Origin of the sequence: Escherichia sp. MOD1-EC7011, from assembly GCF_002965005.1 — a bacterium.
Taxonomy (GTDB): Bacteria; Pseudomonadota; Gammaproteobacteria; order Enterobacterales; family Enterobacteriaceae; genus Escherichia; species Escherichia ruysiae.
The window spans coordinates 113,658-132,167 of sequence record NZ_PTRD01000010.1 but is presented as its reverse complement, the minus strand read 5'-3'; the positions used below and the strand labels follow the sequence as shown (position 1 = coordinate 132,167).

Sequence of the window (18,510 nt, the reverse complement as noted above, 5' to 3'; positions counted from 1 at the left end):
CGCAAAACGCCTGTCCTTCGACAGGCGTTTATTTATTCTTCGATCTCATTTTCCTGGCGCACCTGATTAGCCCAACGCTGAGCCGACTCCGGCACATTAAACGCAGGTGAGCGCAAGAATGATTCCCCAACCAGCACAAACGCAACATATTTGCCACGCAGCATCCAGACATCGCGAAACGAATCCATCTTAATCGCATGTTCTGGCGGCGCAGGTTCCGTGCGAGGAACATAGCTAATAATCGGGCGGTTTTGCTGACGTAGCGGTTTCTTCATTACTGGCTTCACTAAACGCATATTAAAAATCAGAAAAATTGTAGTTTAGCTGATTTCCCCCCCGTCCGTCCTGCTTTGCGTATATTCCCGAATACCTTCTCTGGCACCGCTTCCAGAGCGAGATCACCCTGATGGTCTATAGTTAGAGGGTTTTTTGACCAAAACAGCGGCCCTTTCAGTAATGAATTAAGGAGACGAGTTCAATGTCGCAACATAACGAAAAGAACCCACATCAGCACCAGTCACCACTACACGACTCCAGCGAAGCGAAACCGGGAATGGACTCACTGGCACCTGAAGACGGATCTCATCGTCCAGCGGCTGAACCGACCCCGCCAGGCGCACAACCTACCGCCCCTGGGAGTCTGAAAGCTCCTGATACGCGTAACGAAAAACTAAACTCTCTGGAAGACGTACGCAAAGGCAGTGAAAATTATGCGCTGACCACTAATCAGGGCGTGCGCATCGCCGACGATCAAAACTCACTGCGAGCCGGTAGCCGTGGTCCAACGCTGCTGGAAGATTTTATTCTGCGCGAGAAAATCACCCACTTCGACCATGAACGTATCCCGGAACGTATCGTTCACGCGCGTGGGTCAGCCGCTCACGGTTATTTCCAGCCATATAAAAACTTAAGCGATATCACCAAAGCCGACTTCCTGTCAGATCCGAACAAAATTACCCCGGTGTTCGTGCGTTTCTCTACCGTTCAGGGTGGCGCAGGTTCGGCAGATACGGTGCGTGATATCCGTGGTTTCGCCACCAAGTTCTATACCGAAGAAGGCATTTTTGATCTTGTGGGTAACAACACGCCTGTCTTCTTTATTCAGGATGCACACAAATTTCCGGACTTTGTTCATGCGGTAAAACCAGAACCGCACTGGGCAATTCCGCAAGGGCAAAGCGCCCACGACACCTTCTGGGATTATGTTTCCCTGCAACCAGAAACGCTCCACAACGTGATGTGGGCGATGTCAGATCGCGGAATACCACGCAGTTACCGCACCATGGAAGGCTTCGGCATTCACACCTTCCGCCTGATTAACGCCGAAGGTAAAGCAACCTTTGTGCGTTTCCACTGGAAACCACTGGCAGGTAAAGCCTCGCTGGTTTGGGATGAAGCGCAGAAACTTACCGGACGTGATCCAGACTTCCACCGCCGCGAACTGTGGGAAGCCATTGAAGCAGGCGACTTCCCGGAGTATGAACTGGGCTTCCAGTTGATCCCCGAAGAAGATGAGTTCAAATTCGACTTCGACCTGCTTGACCCAACGAAACTCATCCCGGAAGAGTTAGTCCCCGTTCAGCGCGTCGGCAAAATGGTGCTTAACCGTAACCCGGATAACTTCTTTGCCGAAAACGAACAGGCAGCTTTCCATCCTGGTCATATTGTCCCCGGTCTGGATTTCACCAACGATCCGCTGTTGCAGGGGCGTTTGTTCTCCTATACCGATACACAAATCAGCCGTCTTGGCGGGCCGAATTTTCATGAAATTCCGATTAATCGCCCTACCTGCCCGTACCACAATTTCCAGCGTGACGGTATGCATCGGATGGGAATCGACACTAACCCGGCGAATTACGAACCGAACTCGATCAACGATAACTGGCCGCGCGAAACGCCGCCGGGGCCAAAACGCGGTGGATTTGAATCATACCAGGAGCGCGTGGAAGGCAATAAAGTGCGGGAGCGCAGCCCATCATTTGGCGAATACTATTCGCATCCGCGCCTGTTCTGGTTAAGTCAGACGCCGTTCGAGCAACGCCATATTGTCGATGGTTTCAGCTTTGAGTTAAGCAAAGTTGTACGACCTTATATTCGTGAACGCGTCGTTGACCAGTTGGCGCATATTGATCTGACTCTGGCGCAGGCGGTAGCAAAAAATCTCGGTATCGAACTGACTGACGATCAGCTAAATATTACGCCGCCACCTGACGTAAACGGGCTGATAAAAGATCCTGCGTTGAGTCTGTATGCCATTCCTGATGGTGATGTGAAAGGTCGTGTGGTAGCGATTTTGCTTAATGATGAAGTGAGATCGGCAGACCTTCTGTCAATCCTCAATGCGCTGAAAGCTAAAGGCGTTCATGCCAAACTGCTTTATTCGCGGATGGGGGAAGTGACTGCCGATGACGGTACGGTGCTGCCAATAGCCGCTACCTTTGCCGGGGCACCATCGCTGACGGTCGATGCGGTGATTGTCCCTTGCGGCAATATCGCCGATATTGCCGACAACGGCGATGCAAACTATTACCTGATGGAAGCCTACAAACACCTTAAACCGATTGCGCTGGCAGGAGACGCACGCAAGTTTAAGGCGACAATCAAGGTTGATGACCAGGGTGAAGAAGGGATCGTGGAAGCCGACAGAGCCGACGGTAGTTTTATGGATGAACTATTAACGCTAATGGCAGCGCACCGCGTATGGTCACGTATTCCTAAGATTGATAAAATTCCGGCGTAAATATGAATAAAGTCACTCCCCCAGTGGAGTGACTTTACAAACTTCCTTACACATCAAGATAACTACCCAACCGATAACCTCGCTCGGCAATGGCATACTTCAACGATGCTGATGTCAACACTTCCAGCTCCGTTAACCGTGGAAAGCAATAAGCACTCTGGCGAATTGTATTATCGACAAACGCCGGATGGCACATCACTTCCAACGAACGTTCACCGCGATGGCTGGAATCATCCAGCACTTGCAGAAACAGTGACTCGCTAATCTCTTCACCATAGAACGCGCTACTGAATCCCTGGGTAGTGCGCAGGTTGACCGGCAAATCAAACACCATCTGACGATCCGCCCGCAACGCAATCCCCTCTTCAGCCGCAAACCTGGCAACAATCGGGAAAATCTGCGGGAACATATGCACATGATGATGGCTATCAAGATGTGTAGGTTTGCGTCCAAATAGCTCAATGAAACGCAAATACTGACTGGCGAGCTCCTGAGTAATTTCTTCCAGCGGTAAAGCATCTTCTTCTGCCAACTGCCAGATCCATTTTCCCAGCACACCATCGCGAGTTAACCCCGGCATAACTGTCAGTGGCTTGCCCATAGTAAGGACAAAGTGCATCCCTATGGCCAGACTCGGTTCATCACGACTCAACTGCACCGCATGGTCAATAGCCTGCCCATTCACCAGCGCCGTCGTCGACGTGACAATCCCATTGCGACAGGCCTCGATAATGCCGTAGTTCTGACCTTTGCTTAAGCCAAAATCATCGGCATTAACAATCAGTAAGCGTTCCATAATCAGCCCCGGTTAATGTGCTTTTTTGAGTTCTGCTATGCAGTCGGCAAAATTTGGCAGCCATTTCTCATGCGCCAGAATCATCTCACGCGCCAGCAACTCAGCATCGCGATCGGAATGCACCAACGGGCTAAGGTTTAGCGCCAGTAACACATCGTTAAATTCCCCGCTAAGTGCTGCGTTGCTGGCCGCAATCTCGAAGCCTTTGATGGTGTGAATCAGCCCCATCACTTTGTCATCGAAATGCGTAATGCGCGGATGTGGCGTCGCGCCATCGCGCCCCAGCGTGCAGGTCATTTCTACCGCCCAGTCTGCCGGAATATTATCAATATGCCCATGATGCGGGATATTAACGTAATGTTCCGTTTGCTTGTCGTTGTAGATAGCGTTAATGACTTCGCACGCTGCATCAGAGTAATAAGCTCCACCGCGCTGCTCCAGCTCTTTCGGTTTCACTTTCAGATCCGGGTTTTTATACAGATCAAAGAGTTGCTTCTCGACTTTCTGTACCACCTGCGCACGCGCGCCGCCTTTGTAATACTCACCCATTTCAATCGCCAGCATCTCTTTTTGCTTGAAGTAATAAAGCAAATAGGAACACGGCAACAGGTTCAGTGCCCGAATTAAGCCTTCGCTAAACGGCAGATCGAAAATGTTTTTTACGCCAGACGCTTTTAACTGCCCTGACGCCACGCCGTCGAGCAATTCGGCAAAACGTGATTTGCCATTTACCAACACATCCTTAATAAACACCATGTGGTTCAGGCCGAACAGATCGATAGATAAATCATCGTTCTCATTCAAGGCTAAAACATCGCCGATAAACATTTTCATGCCAATCGGAATATTACATACGCCGATAAAGCGTTTAAATCCGCTATGACGATAAACCGCTTCAGTGACCATTCCCGCTGGGTTAGTGAAGTTGATCACCCACGCATTCGGACAAAGTTCTTCGACATCTTTTACGATGTCAAAAATCACAGGAATGGTGCGCAGACCTTTAAACAGGCCACCCGCACCATTAGTTTCCTGGCCAAGATAACCATGACTTAACGGAATACGTTCATCCAGTTCGCGTGCTGGTAATTGACCTACGCGCAGTTGGGTAGTGACAAAATCAGCCCCTTTCAGCGCCTCACGACGATCAAGCGTTTTATAAAGTTTAATCGGTACACCAGCGTTATCGATCATTCGCTGGCAGAGATCAAAGATAATATCCAGTTTTGCCTTACCACCTTCGACATCCACCAGCCATAATTCAGTCACTGGCAATTCGTGATAACGCTTAATAAACCCTTCCAGCAGTTCCGGGGTATAACTACTCCCGCCACCAATAGTGACGACTTTTAATTTCTGGCTCATAATTTCTCCCTTCATCAGGAAATACTGATATTCTTCATACCTGCCTCTACGTCAGGAATATCCCGGTCTCCCCAGGATAAATAAGGCACGCATGTAAATTTAATGATCAGTGACAATAGCTACTGATTAAATTCAGTCAATTCCTTACGATAACTATTTGGTGTAAAAGATGTTAGTTTCTTAAACGTTTTAATAAACAGACTTGGGCTACTATAACCGGCTTCAAATGCAATATCAGTCACAGAATAGTTGGTCATTTCCAGTTGTTTTTTGGCAAAGTTAATGCGGATTTCATTAATAATCTGCATCGGCGTTTTGCCATAATATCGCTGAGTCGCACGCGTCAAATACTCCTGCGATTTAGCCGATAACATCACCATATTTTCCAGCGCATTTTCACTGAACTGCGCTTTATCATGCATCTTTTCAACCGTACTTTTTAACCACTGTGGCACATCATCAATCACCTGTTCTTCGCGGTAATGACGTAAACGGTTAATGACATAAAAAGTGACTATCTCAACAAATTCTTCCAGACCGGTTTCGCTGAAATTCAATGAAGAAATCACAGTTTCCACATAGGTAAGAAAAGTATTATTAGTTCGGTAAACCTGTGAAGCAACAAAGCAATAAGGCAACAACGGCAAATAATGCTGTTCAAAAAAACGTTTACTGATCCCAACGTTCAATATGCGCGTGGCACCAAACTCATAAAAACTTTGATGGTGTGATCCTAACGGAATAAAAACAAAATCGCCCCGTTCCAGCAACACGCGCTTACCGTTAATCTCCTGGAAATAACGACCAGTTAAAACCAGGGTAAATTCATAATAGTCATGCTGATGCAATCCAGTAATACTTTCCGTTTTATTGTAGATAAACACATGGAAATTTTTGCCATTAAACAACTGCTGTTCACGGGCAGTGGCAATTTCCGGCGCATTAATCACTGGCTGCATCATCGACTCCTTATGCCTTCAGTTTTTCATGAAGCTCAATTAATTCGGTAATCAGTTCACGTGCAAGCATGGAAGTCATTAAATGGTCCTGGGCGTGAACCAGCACCAGACTCACTTTCATCTTGCCTTCACCCGCGTCGCCTTCAATCAGTTTCGTCTGTACCAGATGCGCTTCATTCAAGGCCATCCGCGACTGATCCATCATGGCTTTTGCCGCTGCAAAATCACCCTGCTTCGCCTGCTTCAGCGCCGCATACGCCAGGCTGCGCGCTTGTCCGGAGTTGATGATAAGCCCCATCACCACTTCTTCCAGTTCCTCAGCTTCCGTTTGCGTATCAGGAATATTATCGAGATCCATCATACATCGTTCCTCTCTATTCTTACCGGCACGATTGCCCGTGCCGGCATCGATTAAAATTTCAGGGCGTTAGCAATATCTTCTTCGCTCTCTTCTTTATCAATCACGTTCTGCGCTTTGTTTGCCACCACGACAAATGGCAGATATATCAGCGTTGCGATGCCAAGGTTGAAGAGTGCGACCAGCAATGCGGCGACGCTACCGTTAGTATTAAAGAAGGCTCCCAGACCGGTTGGCATGGTCCACGGTGCAATGTTAGTCACCGGTGGGATGATGCCCATGTAGTACGCCGCCAGAGTAATTGCCGCCAGAATCGGTTGCACCAGAACAAACGGGATAAACATCACCGGGTTCATGATAATCGGCAAGCCAAACAGAATCGGTTCGTTAATCTGGAAGATGCCCGACGGCAGCGCCAGTTTTGCCACCTGACGATAATCAGCACGGCGAGAAGCGATAAAGATAGCCAGGATCAGGCCTAAAGTCGCACCACTGCCACCAAGGAAAATAAAGGAATCCAGCATCGGCTTGGCCCAGATATGGAAGGTCTTACCGGCTGCCAGCGCCGCTTCGACGGAGCCATATTGTTGATAGGTGGCGATGTTTTCCAGCGCCCACGGCGTCATAATGCCGTTGTCCAGCGCGGTCAGCGCCAGTGCGCCGTGAATACCGAAGAACCACAGCAGCGGAACAAAGATCACATACGCCCAGCCGACCACGCTACCCAACGATGCCAGCGGCGTCGAGATGGTATCCATAATAATCTGATGGAAGTTAGTGCCCCAGGTATTCAACGCCCAGGCAATAATCCCCATCACAGAAAGAATAATAAAGCCGGGAATTAATGCTGAGAAAGAACGTGAGACCGATGTCGGTACACTGTCGGGTAATTTAATCACCCAGTTGCGGTGGACAATAAAGGTAAACATTTCTGCCACCACCAGGCCGATAATAATCCCGGAGATGATATTCGCGCCACCTAACCAATTAGCGCCGACCGCGTAAGCTTCACCGACACTATAAGGCGTGACGGTCATAAATGCCGCAACGGATAACAACCCTGCCGCGAGCGCATCGACTTTACGCTCTTCTGCCAGCGCCATACCGATAAAAAACGGCGCCATTAGAGACATAATCCCTAATGTTCCGTTGTATACGTTTCCGCCAATACCTTTCAGGCCATTAAGTGTTTCAATGGTTGAAGCGTCGAGGCGAATACCTAAGGAGTAAAAAAACGCCCCCCCCCCAAAGCTCAGAAAAACGTTATTGATTAATACAAACATGGCCCCCGCAAGGGTTAACGGCATTAAGCGAATAAATCCGTTTTTGATTGCATTAACGTGTGGCTGTTTTCCTATTTTGACTGCAAAAGGGAGGAGTACCTTTTCAAGCGATGCAATAACATTACTCATAGAAAAATACCCTTAAAAACCGCAATTAAAGTATTGCGGTATAGATTTATGAAATAACTCTTTGACGGAAAAATTTAAAAATTAATTTGCTGCGGCTTTTTTAATTGCTGCAACTGCAGCCTTAAGCACGCCTAAACCATCGACTTTGCCATATAACAGTGAATCAATGACTTCAACGGGTTTGTTGGGTAACAAACGCTGGATTTCGGGCAACATATAAGCAATCTGCGGCCCTAATAACACGACATCGGCATTCTGACCTTTTTCACCCGCCAGTGTTTCCGGAAATGCTTCAATAATGACCGGAACTTCATATTTTTCTGCCTGTGCGCGCATTTTTGATACCAGTAAAGAGGTAGACATGCCCGCAGAACAAAACAGATAAATGTGTTTCTTTTCCATAAAACTGCCCTCATCAACGATTATCTGTCAGCCAGACACTCCGCAAGCCTTCACCTGCTTCCATGCTCTGGGTAACTTGCGAAACCAACATGACTTTTTTTGGTGGCTGAAAAGAGTATACGGTATTGACCTGAACGATAGTATTTCTTTGACCATACAAATTGTCTCTCCTTGACCTGTTGTTATGACCTCCTTCACATTTCGGTTAAATAATTCGCGACAATAAATAAGAACACGGGGCAAAAAAAAACCGGCGCAATGGCCGGTTTCCGGTGTAACTCAAGCTTTCAGGCGAAGAAATTACTTCGCTGCTTGTGGATCGGTGTCGTATTCGGCACAGGTCTGATAGCCAGAGTTGATAACATGTCCGGTATCATCTAAGGCGACAAAATAGGTTTCTGCTTTACCATCACGTTGACCCAGGATATAGGTCTGGCAAGTACCACGAGCATGGATCATGCTCACTTCAGACGAAGGTTTACCCGCAATTTGTGCAACCTGCGCCCGGCTCATGCCTTTTTTGACGTCTTTCACCACAGGCTGTACAAACTGGTCTTTGGTACGATCATACGCCGTACAACCTGCCAGCATGGTTAATACCGCCGCTGCACCCAGAATTCCTGCCATATTCTTGTTCATATTCCGTCCTCTTGTTTATCAGCGTGTTAGATAAGCCTGGAACACATCGGGGGCTTTTTCAAGCCTGTGAACGAAACGGCTCCGCTTTCAGAGGATTCCTGTATGACGTTTTAACCGCCATTCAACCTGCTGTCACTTGTCGTTTCAGTAGCAACGGGTTAGCTTTAAGGAAGTTTTATTTTTCTGTCTGGAGGGGTTCAATGACATTGCAACAACAAATAATAAAGGCGCTGGGCGCAAAACCGCAGATTAATGCCGAAGAGGAAATTCGCCGCAGCATCGATTTTCTGAAAAGCTATCTGCAAACCTATCCGTTCATTAAATCACTCGTACTTGGTATTAGTGGTGGTCAGGACTCCACTCTTGCCGGGAAACTGTGTCAAATGGCAATTAACGAGCTTCGTCAGGAAACGGGCAACGAGGCACTGCAATTCATTGCCGTGCGCCTGCCCTACGGTGTTCAGGCTGATGAACAGGATTGTCAGGACGCCATTGCCTTTATTCAACCGGATCGCGTATTAACCGTGAATATCAAGGGCGCGGTATTGGCCAGCGAACAGGCGCTGCGCGAAGCAGGTATTGAATTAAGCGATTTCGTTCGCGGCAATGAAAAAGCGCGTGAGCGGATGAAAGCGCAATACAGCATTGCAGGCATGACCAACGGTGTCGTGGTTGGCACCGATCATGCGGCAGAAGCCATTACCGGATTCTTTACTAAATACGGTGACGGTGGTACTGACATTAACCCGCTATACCGTCTGAACAAGCGTCAGGGTAAACAGTTACTGGCGGCATTAGGTTGCCCGGAACATCTCTATAAGAAAGCACCCACCGCCGATCTGGAAGATGACCGCCCTTCTCTGCCGGATGAAGTGGCGCTTGGCGTCACTTATGACAACATTGATGACTATCTGGAAGGGAAAGCCGTGCCCGAACAGGTCGCCAGAACAATAGAAAACTGGTATCTGAAAACCGAACATAAACGCCGTCCGCCAATTACCGTTTTCGATGATTTCTGGAAAAAGTAATAATTTGCACATAATGGCTTGTACGCAAAAACGTACTTTGTTCATGCCGGATGCGGCGTGAACGCCTTATTCGGCCTACAAAACTTCGCAAATTCAATTCATTGCAGGGGGCGAGTCGGCATGATAAGCGTAGCGCATCAGGCGGTGTTACTTTTGTCATCGACCCGCCTCTTTTTTAATCGTTTCCCACCTGTTACACTGGATAGATAACCAGCACCTGGAGTCAACAGTGGTACGGCGTTTAACTTCCCTGCGGCCAGAATTTGAAGCGGCGGCAATCTACGAATATCCCGAACATTTACGTTCATTCCTTAATGACTTACCCACCCGACCAGGGGTGTATCTGTTTCATGGCGAAAGTGACACCATGCCGCTCTATATCGGCAAAAGCGTTAATATCCGCAGCCGGGTGCTTTCTCATTTACGCACTCCGGATGAAGCCGCCATGCTGCGGCAATCCCGGCGAATTAGCTGGATCTGCACCGCAGGCGAAATCGGTGCGCTACTCCTTGAAGCGCGATTAATTAAAGAACAACAGCCACTGTTTAATAAACGCTTGCGCCGTAATCGCCAGCTCTGTGCCCTGCAACTGAATGAAAAGCGTGTCGATGTGGTGTATGCCAAAGACGTGGATTTTTCTGCCGCAGCAAACTTATTCGGCCTGTTTGCCAACCGTCGTGCGGCTTTACAAGCATTACAGACCATCGCCGATGAACAAAAACTTTGTTATGGCTTGCTCGGGCTGGAACCGTTAAGTCGCGGGCGCGCTTGTTTTCGTTCGGCGCTAAAACGTTGCGCCGGGGCGTGCTGCGGTAAAGAGAGCCATGACGCTCATGCGCTACGTTTGCGTCAGTCTCTGGAGCGTTTGCGGGTTGTTTGTTGGCCATGGCGAGGTGCGGTGGCGCTGAAAGAACAGCATCCGGAAATGACGCAATATCATATTATTCATAACTGGCTGTGGCTGGGTGCCGTTAATTCGCCGGAAGAGGCAGCAACGTTAATTCGCACACCCGCCGGGTTTGATCACGACGGTTATAAAATCCTCTGTAAACCTCTGCTTTCCGGTAACTATGAAATCACTGAACTTGATCCGGAGAATAGCCTGCCAGCCAGTTAATTTCACTGAACAGCAGTTTGCCTTGCGGTTGCAAAAGCCGCAGGGTGTGCCTTCCGTCGTACCAGCACGCGCCCTGGTCGGTAGTCAACAGCTTGTCGCCCAGTTGCCACGCGCCACTAATTACAAACACCACCCCACCGCGTGAGCCAAAAGTGGTGAACGTGCGATCGGCAATTCTGACTTTCGCCTTACAGGCATCAAGGCGCGTCATAATGTTGAAATCCATCGACATCTGACCTTCAGTCAGTTTCGCTTTTACCACCTGATCCGCAGCGAAAGCAAAAGGCTGTAGCGGTTTTAAGGTATGGCTAAAACGGTTAGTACTTTCAAGGAGCATCTCACCGCCTTCCAGCAGCGTCACGCTCCTTTCCATTCCCGGAAACAAAGAAAACTCACCATTTGCCGCAATGGAAGCAATGCTGGCACGCCAGTAAAAATCACGTTTTGCCGGAGGAAAGCTACAGATTTCACGAGTTTCACCGGCAGCGTTTCGCCACAGGTTCACCGACATTTTACGCATATCAAAGTATTCCATACTCGCTCCCGGCATGCTCTTTTCATTGTTATCGTTCAGGCAACCGTGGATTGTTATCGGCAACTCGGGTGATTTACCTTAGTGGTGATTAGACTTTTTTTGCAAAAGTTGAAGAACAGAAAAGAAAACCGCCGATCCTGTCCACCGCATTGCTGCAAGGTAGTGGACAAGACCGGCGGTCTTAAGTTGTCAGGCTGAAAGATTATTCAGCAGTTGCAGGCATTTTACCTTTTGCCGCAGGGCGTTCTGTCAGACGCTTCTCAAAATTAGCATTAAATTGCTTTTTCTGCTCCGGCGTCAGGATGTTGTAAATCTTGTTCTGGGTTTCCAGGTGCGCCAGCATGTTAGCTTTGCGCTGTTCTTCCATTTTTGCGATCTGCGCTTCAGCTTTCGCTTTGTCGAAGGTATCGCTGGCAATAATGTCATGCATTGCGCGGCGTTCTTCCAGCGGCGGGCGTTTCATCTGGTCACGCTGACCTTTCATGATTTCGCGAATCTGCTGTTTCTGCGCGTCGGTCAGGTTCAGATCTTTAAACATCATGTCGTGATGCGGACCGAATTTACCTTTATGGTGCATCATCGGCTTCGCGTCAGCCGGTGCTGCAGTAGTGGTATCGGCGGCATGGGCCAGGTTAGCCGCGCCAAAAGCCAGGGTAGAGGCAACAAACAGTGCAGTTAATTTACGCATATTCTATATCCTTCCTTTCAGTTATTTATTACGGCTTTCTTCAGTAGCGTGCCGTGTTGACGAGATTAACTTTACTGACTTTAGCGTCAATTAATCAGAGCAACGGTAAAACAATGAAAGTGTAAAAAACACTTTTGCGCCAATTATGGAGAAAAAAAGAAAATTTGATGGAGAGTGATGATGAAATATTACAACACACTGATTTTGCAGAAATTATGAAGAACTATACCTGATGACTGGTGATAAATAAAGCAAATAACCAGGATTAATCCGCATTATTTCATTAAAAAGCCAGTAAATACCCGCAGAATGATTTCTGCGGGCAAGTATTAGGTTATTTTTTCCAGCATTAATCCCGCACGTAATCCCGTCGCCACCAATGGATTAGGGAATAACACATACTCAACATCATGAGTCACAGTAAAGTGTTCCTCACCATCCTGCGCCAACAACGTTCCTTTCTTAAACGGCGTGAAGTTCAGCGTCTCGCTTGCCATATGCAGTTCGAAGGATGATGAGTGGCGGGTAATTTGCGAAACGACCCGATAGCGTAGCGGCGACTTTCTCTCAGTACCGACACTCACGCCAGATAACAGCGCAGCAATCGCGCTGGCGATGGGTGAAAACTGGCGAAGATCGTTTTTGCCAAATGGCAATGCTTTACCAAGTTCCAGCGTACACGCCAGTGCACCGAAATGTTCGGCACTAAAATGGGTAAACGTGCCCCCCGGCGCCTGGTGAAACACCAATGCCTCCAGCCCTGCCGCACCCAGCCATGTAAGAAAGTTTTCGTCCCAGGGAATATTACGTTGCGGTAAAACACCAAACCGTGGGTGATACGAACCACGAATCGCGGTATGCAGATCAAGATGCCAGCGGACAGACTCTTTACCCTGTTCATAAAAATCTTCCAGACACTGTTCCAGCTCGCGCGCACGGCACGTTTCGCCGCTTTCGGCAAATCGCTGCCAGCGTCCGCCAAACATGCGATTCATATCACTATGGCAATAACGTGTTCCTTGCTTCAGCGCCGGGGGATTTCCAAGGATCGCCAGTAACCGCCAGCGTAGAGGGATCTCGCCGTGGAGAATCGCGCCAAGCAAAGCATCAAGCATTTCTACCGGCGCGGTTTCATTACCGTGTATTCCCGCAGAAATCACCAGCGCACCTTGCGGTGGCGTTAACGGCGTCAGTTCCAGCACACCATCACCCAGCCAGCGCCAGCGAATACCGTTGCTTTCCCTCTCACTCATGGCTGGTTTTTTGCCCGTTAAGGTCAGGGCAAGAAAATTATCCATTGCTCCCTCCCTCACGCTGAAACGGATAAACCGAACCGAGATTCAGTAAACGGGTCAGCGAATCCAGGGCTTCCCTTCCTTCACGCAGCAATTGCGGGTCGGCAAGATCGGCGGCAGTAAGACGATCGCGATAGTAGCGATCCACCCAGTCATTGAGCGTATTAAACAAGGTATCGTTCATCATCACAGCCGGGTTTACCGTCTGATATTCTTCTGCCGTCAGCACCACACGTAACCGCAGGCACGCCGGGCCTCCGCCGTTTGCCATGCTTTCGCGTAAATCAAAAACTTTCAGCTCGCTTATCGGGTTATCGGCAGCAAGCAATTCATTGAGATAACGCCATACTCCAGCATGTTCCCGACACTCCTGTGGCAGCACCAACACCATCGAACCATCATCACGGCTCAGTAACTGGCTGTTAAACAGATAAGTCGAGACAGCATCCGCTACGGAAACCTGTGCCGCCGGAACTTCTATCACCATAAAACCGTTCACCCGCGCGCGCAGGTTTGCCAGTAATTGCGCCTGGCGGGCGAACGCCTGCTGATGGCAAAACAGCACCTGGCGGTTGCTCACCGCAATGACATCATTATGAAAAACCCCCTGGTCGATGACGTCCGGATTTTGCTGGGCGAAAATCACCTGCTGCGGATTCACCTGATTCAACCTGGCGACCGCCTCACTGGCTTCGCGGGTTTGCCGCGCCGGATAACGGGAAGGTCGCGTGCCATTGCCCTCTTCTCGGCCATAGACGAAAACCTGTATACCCGGATCACCATAGTTACCACCGAGCCGATTGTGGTTTGCCGCCCCCTCATCCCCCAGCATCGCCACCTGCGGCAGAGCAGAATGAACGGTGAACTTCTCTTCATCGTTAAAAATCGCTTTTAACAGCGACTCGGTGACGGGCGCTTCCAGCGAACGGTGAAATTTATTGTTCAGGTTGGCGACGGTCAGATGCACTTTGCCATCCAGCGTATCAGCGGATGGCGCTACCGTGGCTGCATTCGCTACCCACATTGGCGAAGCGGAACTGACGCTGGAAAGCCAGTGCGGAGCCTGACGGGCAACCTTTTCCAGCACTTGTTCATCGCTGCCGCTGAATCCCAGTTGACGCAAAACAGGAATAAACGGTCGCTCGTGCGGTGGCATCACCGCCTGCGGGAATCCCGCATCAGCAAGGGCTTTCATTTTCAATAAGCCCTGTTTTGCCGCCAGTCGCGGATTAGAGACCTGAAAACGGTGGCGGGTAGAGGCTTCATTGCCAAACGACAGCCCCGCGTAATGATGCGTCAGCCCCACCAGCCCGTCGAAATTCACTTCCCGGGCGTTCATGGCACCACCTCATCGGAAAAATCAAGCCCGGGATTAAGCGTAGTGGGCAGCGTTAATGAAGATGATTCAAGACTTGCCATCGGCCAGGCACAATAATCAGCGGCGTACCAGGCACTTGGTCGGTGGTTGCCGGAAGCGCCAACGCCACCGAATGGTGCAGTACTGGCAGCGCCGGTAAGCGGTTTGTTCCAGTTGACGATCCCCGCCCGCGCTTCCAGTAACAGTTGATCGAACTTTTCCCGCTCCGGTGACACCAGCCCGCAAGAGAGGCCAAAGCGAGTGTTATTCGCCATCTTAATCGCCTCATCAAAGGTGTCATAACGCCAGACGCGCAATAGCGGCCCAAACACTTCTTCATCCGGCACGCCAGCAACGCCCGTCATTTCGATGATCCCCGGCGTCAGCAACGATGTTCCTGCGCACAGTAAGCGTGGCGCAAGCAGCGTTCGCCCCCCCATCTCTTCCAGTTCCTGCCAGGCAGAAACAACCTGCTGCGCGGCCTGTTCAGAAATCAGCCCGCCAATAAATGGCTGTGGTTCGTCATCCCAGTTACCCGGCGTTAACCGCTGGCTGACGGCAACCAGGCGAGCAAGGAACGCATCGCCCTGCGCCCCGCGTTTAAGCATTAAACGGCGGGCGCAAGTGCAGCGTTGCCCGGCAGTGACAAATGCTGACTGAATAGTCAGATGCACTGCGGCGTCGATATCCGCCACGTCATCAATAATCAGCGGGTTATTGCCGCCCATTTCAAGGGCGAGGATTTTTTCCGGCTGACCAGAAAGCTGGCGATGCAACTGGTAGCCCGTGTTGGCGCTGCCGGTGAACAGCAAACCGTCGAGGTCTTCCAGCGCACTCAGCGCCTGACCCGTTTCGCGCCCACCCTGCACCAGATTCAACACCCCCGACGGCAAGCCTGCCTGCTGCCATAAGCGCATTACCACCTCGCCACTCCACGGTGTCAGTTCGCTGGGTTTAAAGATAATTGTGTTGCCTGCCAGCAGCGCCGGAACGATATGCCCGTTCGGCAAATGCCCTGGGAAATTGTACGGTCCAAACACGGCCAGTACGCCGTGCGGGCGATGGCGCAAACTCGCCGCACCGTCTGGCATTTCGCTGCGCTGCTCGCCCGTGCGCACATGATATGCCTTGATTGATATCGCGATTTTATTGATCATCGCCGTCACTTCGGTTGCCGCTTCCCAGCGCGGCTTACCCGTTTCTCTGGCAATAATCGCCGTTAATTCGGCTTTATTACTTTCCAGCAGTCCGGCAAAGCGTTCAACTCTTACCTGACGATCGCCAAAGGAGAGCCGCGCCCAACGCGGAAACGCGGCGCGTGCAGCACGACAAGCCAGCTCCACCTGAGCGGCATCGGCATCATTGCCTTGCCATAATACGTCGCCCGATACCGGATTATGCTTCACGCGAAGTGCGCCCTGCCCCGTCACCCAGTCGCCGTTGATCCATAAAGTCATGTTGTTTTCTCCTCTGCGCACAGGCGCACCAGACGAACGCGATCCCCGGCGTGGCACTTGAGAGCGTCCAGTTGTGCGGCGGTTAAAATCAAACGCTGGGTTGCCGGATCGGCACGCACCAGTACCACGCGGAAATGGTGATAATTTTCATTGGCGACCAGACAGACCGGGAAATCCCCCTGCGCTGGCTGCCCTTCCGCTACTTCCACCAGCCGACTTTTGCGGATGGCGCGAACGCGGTCGATGTCACACTCCAGCGTCGGCCCACCGTCGAAGATATCGATATAGTTACGGTAGCGAAAACCTTCTTTTTCCAGCACCGCACGCGCGGGGGCTGTTTGCGGATGCACCTGGCCGATAACGTCCTGTGCTTCCTGGGATAAAAAGTCCGTATAGATCGGATGTTTTGGCATCAGTTCAGCGATAAACGCCTTTTGACCAGTACCGCAGAGAAAATCAGCGCGGCTAAAATCCATCGAAAAGAAGCGTTTACCGAGGCTTTGCCAGAACGGCGAATAGCCGTGTTCGTCAATCACGCCGCGCATTTCGGCGACCACTTTGTCGTTAAACTTGTCACGAAAAGCCGCCATAAACATAAAGCGCGATTTCGACAGCAAATAGCCATTGCCCTCTTTGCGCCACTCCGGGTCGAGAAACAGCGTGCATAACTCACTGCTTCCGGTGTGATCATTACTGAGAAACAGCGTCGGTAGCGCGTTATAGACATTCAACTCTTTCGAAGCGTGAACCAGCGTACCGACGCGATAGTTGTACCAGGGATCGTTCAGCCCGACAGCCACCTCAATGGCACAAATACCCGCCACGGTGCCTGTCTCGCTCTCTTCCAGCACGAACACATAACCCTGCTCGCTTTCGGGTAATTCGCCCTGCCAGGTTTTAATGGATCTGTCGATACGCGCCGAAAGCGTGGCTTCATTGGCAGGGAGCGACGTCAGGCCGCCGCCCGTTTTACCAGCAAGCTGCATTAACGCCGCGACATCGGTGCGCTCAACGGGACGGATGACCATCATGATGAACCCCGGCTAACAAAGTGTTCGCAAGTAGCGGCAAAGCGATCCAGGCCGGTCGTCACCTCTTCTTCGCTGACGTTGAGCGCTGGTGCAAAACGCACCACGTTGCCACCCGCAATCAGCACCATCACGCCTGCTTTCGCCGCCTCCTGAGAGATCAGTTTCGCTTGTCCGGCGTAATCCGCATTCAGCACACAGCCAATCAACAGACCTAATCCGCGAATTTCACTGAACAAACCGCAGCGATGATTAATGGTATTAAGACGCTCAACAAACCAGTCGTGACGCCGTTTGACACCAGTAAGCATCTCTGGCGTGTTGATGAGATCAAGCACTTTACCCGCCACCGCCGAGGCCAGCGGATTACCACCATAAGTGGTGCCGTGAGTGCCAACGGTCATCACCCGGCCGCACTCTTCGGTTGCCAGCAGCGCACCAATCGGGAAACCGCCGCCCAGGGCTTTAGCGGTGGTCAGCAGATCGGGCGTCACCCCGTAGTGCATATAGGCATACAGTTCACCGGTGCGCCCGACGCCGGTTTGTACCTCATCGAAAATCAGCAATGCATTGTGACGATCGCATAACTCACGCAATCCCTGCAAAAATGCCTTGCTGGCTGGCACCACGCCGCCTTCGCCCTGTACTGGCTCGACGATCACCGCGCAGGTGGAGTCGTCAATCAGCGCACTGGCAGAATTAATATCGTTATACGCGGCGTGGCGGATATCCGGTGGCAGTGGCGCGAAATCCTGTGAATAGGCTGGCTGCCCGCCTGCACTAACGGTAAACAGCGTGCGCCCGTGGAAAGCATTTTTAAACGCCACGATGCCGCTCTTATGGCTACCGTAGCGGTCGTGAGCGTATTTGCGCGCCAGCTTCAGCGCCGCTTCGTTGGCCTCCGCGCCGGAGTTACAAAAGAACACGCGATCGGCAAACGTCGCGTCAATGAGCTTTTTCGCCAGCCGTAATACCGGCTCGTTGGTGTAACCATTACCGGTATGCCAGAACTTACTCGCCTGCTCGTTCAGCGTCTCCCGCAGTTCCGGATGCGCATGACCCAGTGCGTTCACTGCAATGCCACCCGCGAAGTCGATATACTCTTTCCCCTGCTGATCCCACAAGCGCGAACCTTCGCCACGTACCGGAATAAACGGTGCCGGAGCGTAAACAGGTATCATCCATTCATCAAAATTTTCACGCGTAATTGGCTGAGACATAGCGCCCCTACAGTAAATAAATAGTTATTTATATGTTAATAACAAGTGACGATTACGCTGTAAATGTAGATTGCAGGGTTCGTGCCAGCCAGTGGTAAAAGTGCATAAACGGCG

The 18,510-nt window shown here is 50.6% G+C and carries 18 protein-coding genes; 3 read left to right on the top strand and 15 right to left on the bottom strand.

The genetic code is table 11. The annotated features are described in order from the left end of the window. Positions 1–32 precede the first annotated feature (32 nt). Positions 33–296 carry a cell division activator CedA gene (cedA, locus tag A7098_RS04570; protein WP_001241547.1) on the bottom strand — a complete coding sequence of 88 codons (264 nt, stop codon included), beginning with the start codon at positions 294–296 and terminating at the stop codon, positions 33–35. 182 nt (positions 297–478) lie between these two features. Between cedA and katE the strand changes: the two genes are divergently transcribed. Next, positions 479–2,740: a catalase HPII gene (katE, locus tag A7098_RS04565; protein WP_105280408.1), complete on the top strand. Its 2,262-nt coding sequence runs from the start codon at positions 479–481 to the stop codon at positions 2,738–2,740. A gap of 46 nt (positions 2,741–2,786) precedes the next feature. On the opposite strand, the gene chbG is transcribed toward katE, so the two are convergent. The 7 genes from chbG to osmE all read right to left on the bottom strand — a co-directional run bounded on the left by chbG (position 2,787) and on the right by osmE (position 8,671). Next, positions 2,787–3,536, bottom strand: a complete 750-nt coding sequence (gene chbG / locus A7098_RS04560; RefSeq protein ID WP_105280407.1) for a chitin disaccharide deacetylase — start codon at positions 3,534–3,536, stop codon at positions 2,787–2,789. A 12-nt stretch (positions 3,537–3,548) separates the two neighbouring features. Continuing rightward, positions 3,549–4,901, bottom strand: coding sequence for a 6-phospho-beta-glucosidase (gene celF, locus A7098_RS04555; RefSeq protein WP_032225306.1), 1,353 nt, complete (start codon positions 4,899–4,901; stop codon positions 3,549–3,551). A 119-nt stretch (positions 4,902–5,020) separates the two neighbouring features. Next, positions 5,021–5,863 (bottom strand): transcriptional regulator ChbR, encoded by an 843-nt coding sequence (chbR, locus tag A7098_RS04550; protein WP_105280406.1) that lies wholly within the window; start codon positions 5,861–5,863, stop codon positions 5,021–5,023. Positions 5,864–5,870: 7 nt separating this feature from the next. Then, positions 5,871–6,221, bottom strand: a complete 351-nt coding sequence (gene chbA / locus A7098_RS04545) for a PTS N,N'-diacetylchitobiose transporter subunit IIA (protein ID WP_000968919.1) — start codon at positions 6,219–6,221, stop codon at positions 5,871–5,873. A 50-nt stretch (positions 6,222–6,271) separates the two neighbouring features. Further along, positions 6,272–7,630, bottom strand: coding sequence for a PTS N,N'-diacetylchitobiose transporter subunit IIC (chbC, locus tag A7098_RS04540; RefSeq protein WP_105280405.1), 1,359 nt, complete (start codon positions 7,628–7,630; stop codon positions 6,272–6,274). Between the two features lie 81 nt (positions 7,631–7,711). Beyond that, entirely contained in the window at positions 7,712–8,032 is a 321-nt protein-coding gene (chbB, locus tag A7098_RS04535) for a PTS N,N'-diacetylchitobiose transporter subunit IIB (RefSeq protein ID WP_000412169.1), read from the bottom strand. 300 nt (positions 8,033–8,332) lie between these two features. Continuing rightward, complete coding sequence (osmE, locus tag A7098_RS04520) at positions 8,333–8,671, bottom strand: osmotically-inducible lipoprotein OsmE (protein ID WP_001039038.1); 339 nt, start codon at positions 8,669–8,671, stop codon at positions 8,333–8,335. 200 nt (positions 8,672–8,871) lie between these two features. Here osmE and nadE point away from each other — a divergent pair, with 200 nt between their 5' ends. Together nadE and cho are read left to right on the top strand one after the other, a co-directional pair. Further along, positions 8,872–9,699, top strand: a complete 828-nt coding sequence (gene nadE / locus A7098_RS04515; RefSeq protein ID WP_000175015.1) for an ammonia-dependent NAD(+) synthetase — start codon at positions 8,872–8,874, stop codon at positions 9,697–9,699. Positions 9,700–9,928: 229 nt separating this feature from the next. Continuing rightward, positions 9,929–10,816: an excinuclease Cho gene (gene cho, locus A7098_RS04510; protein ID WP_000252346.1), complete on the top strand. Its 888-nt coding sequence runs from the start codon at positions 9,929–9,931 to the stop codon at positions 10,814–10,816. Here cho and ves read toward each other — a convergent pair. The 7 genes from ves to astC all read right to left on the bottom strand — a co-directional run bounded on the left by ves (position 10,776) and on the right by astC (position 18,396). Next, the gene (ves, locus tag A7098_RS04505) at positions 10,776–11,351 is read right to left on the bottom strand and encodes an environmental stress-induced protein Ves (RefSeq protein ID WP_010345878.1); all 576 of its coding nucleotides are present in this window, start codon (positions 11,349–11,351) and stop codon (positions 10,776–10,778) included. The two genes, cho and ves, sit on opposite strands and share 41 nt — an antisense overlap. A 202-nt stretch (positions 11,352–11,553) precedes the next feature. After that, entirely contained in the window at positions 11,554–12,039 is a 486-nt protein-coding gene (gene spy, locus A7098_RS04500) for an ATP-independent periplasmic protein-refolding chaperone Spy (RefSeq protein ID WP_001228965.1), read from the bottom strand. A gap of 329 nt (positions 12,040–12,368) precedes the next feature. Next, positions 12,369–13,337 carry a succinylglutamate desuccinylase gene (gene astE, locus A7098_RS04495; protein WP_105280404.1) on the bottom strand — a complete coding sequence of 323 codons (969 nt, stop codon included), beginning with the start codon at positions 13,335–13,337 and terminating at the stop codon, positions 12,369–12,371. Beyond that, entirely contained in the window at positions 13,330–14,673 is a 1,344-nt protein-coding gene (gene astB / locus A7098_RS04490) for an N-succinylarginine dihydrolase (protein ID WP_105280403.1), read from the bottom strand. The genes astE and astB overlap by 8 nt, the downstream gene beginning before the upstream one ends. Then, positions 14,670–16,148, bottom strand: coding sequence for a succinylglutamate-semialdehyde dehydrogenase (gene astD / locus A7098_RS04485; RefSeq protein ID WP_105280402.1), 1,479 nt, complete (start codon positions 16,146–16,148; stop codon positions 14,670–14,672). Before astD ends, astB begins: the two co-directional genes overlap by 4 nt. Then, a complete protein-coding gene (astA, locus tag A7098_RS04480; RefSeq protein WP_105280401.1) occupies positions 16,145–17,179 on the bottom strand; it encodes an arginine N-succinyltransferase in 1,035 nt (344 codons plus the stop codon). Before astA ends, astD begins: the two co-directional genes overlap by 4 nt. Then, on the bottom strand, positions 17,176–18,396 hold the full coding sequence (gene astC, locus A7098_RS04475) for a succinylornithine/acetylornithine transaminase (RefSeq protein ID WP_000082024.1): 1,221 nt from the start codon (positions 18,394–18,396) through the stop codon (positions 17,176–17,178). Before astC ends, astA begins: the two co-directional genes overlap by 4 nt. Between the last annotated feature and the right edge of the window lie 114 nt (positions 18,397–18,510).

Excerpts from the sequence above, each read along its gene's own strand:
- chbA (WP_000968919.1), bottom strand. The coding sequence starts at position 6,221 with ATGATGGATCTCGATAATATTCCTGATACGCAAACGGAAGCTGAGGAA.
- spy (WP_001228965.1), bottom strand. The coding sequence starts at position 12,039 with ATGCGTAAATTAACTGCACTGTTTGTTGCCTCTACCCTGGCTTTTGGC.
- chbB (WP_000412169.1), bottom strand. The coding sequence starts at position 8,032 with ATGGAAAAGAAACACATTTATCTGTTTTGTTCTGCGGGCATGTCTACC.
- astC (WP_000082024.1), bottom strand. The coding sequence starts at position 18,396 with ATGTCTCAGCCAATTACGCGTGAAAATTTTGATGAATGGATGATACCT.
- nadE (WP_000175015.1), top strand. The coding sequence starts at position 8,872 with ATGACATTGCAACAACAAATAATAAAGGCGCTGGGCGCAAAACCGCAG.
- cedA (WP_001241547.1), bottom strand. The coding sequence starts at position 296 with ATGCGTTTAGTGAAGCCAGTAATGAAGAAACCGCTACGTCAGCAAAAC.
- celF (WP_032225306.1), bottom strand. The coding sequence starts at position 4,901 with ATGAGCCAGAAATTAAAAGTCGTCACTATTGGTGGCGGGAGTAGTTAT.
- astA (WP_105280401.1), bottom strand. The coding sequence starts at position 17,179 with ATGATGGTCATCCGTCCCGTTGAGCGCACCGATGTCGCGGCGTTAATG.
- chbC (WP_105280405.1), bottom strand. The coding sequence starts at position 7,630 with ATGAGTAATGTTATTGCATCGCTTGAAAAGGTACTCCTCCCTTTTGCA.
- astB (WP_105280403.1), bottom strand. The coding sequence starts at position 14,673 with ATGAACGCCCGGGAAGTGAATTTCGACGGGCTGGTGGGGCTGACGCAT.
- astD (WP_105280402.1), bottom strand. The coding sequence starts at position 16,148 with ATGACTTTATGGATCAACGGCGACTGGGTGACGGGGCAGGGCGCACTT.
- ves (WP_010345878.1), bottom strand. The coding sequence starts at position 11,351 with ATGGAATACTTTGATATGCGTAAAATGTCGGTGAACCTGTGGCGAAAC.
- osmE (WP_001039038.1), bottom strand. The coding sequence starts at position 8,671 with ATGAACAAGAATATGGCAGGAATTCTGGGTGCAGCGGCGGTATTAACC.
- chbG (WP_105280407.1), bottom strand. The coding sequence starts at position 3,536 with ATGGAACGCTTACTGATTGTTAATGCCGATGATTTTGGCTTAAGCAAA.
- katE (WP_105280408.1), top strand. The coding sequence starts at position 479 with ATGTCGCAACATAACGAAAAGAACCCACATCAGCACCAGTCACCACTA.
- chbR (WP_105280406.1), bottom strand. The coding sequence starts at position 5,863 with ATGATGCAGCCAGTGATTAATGCGCCGGAAATTGCCACTGCCCGTGAA.
- astE (WP_105280404.1), bottom strand. The coding sequence starts at position 13,337 with ATGGATAATTTTCTTGCCCTGACCTTAACGGGCAAAAAACCAGCCATG.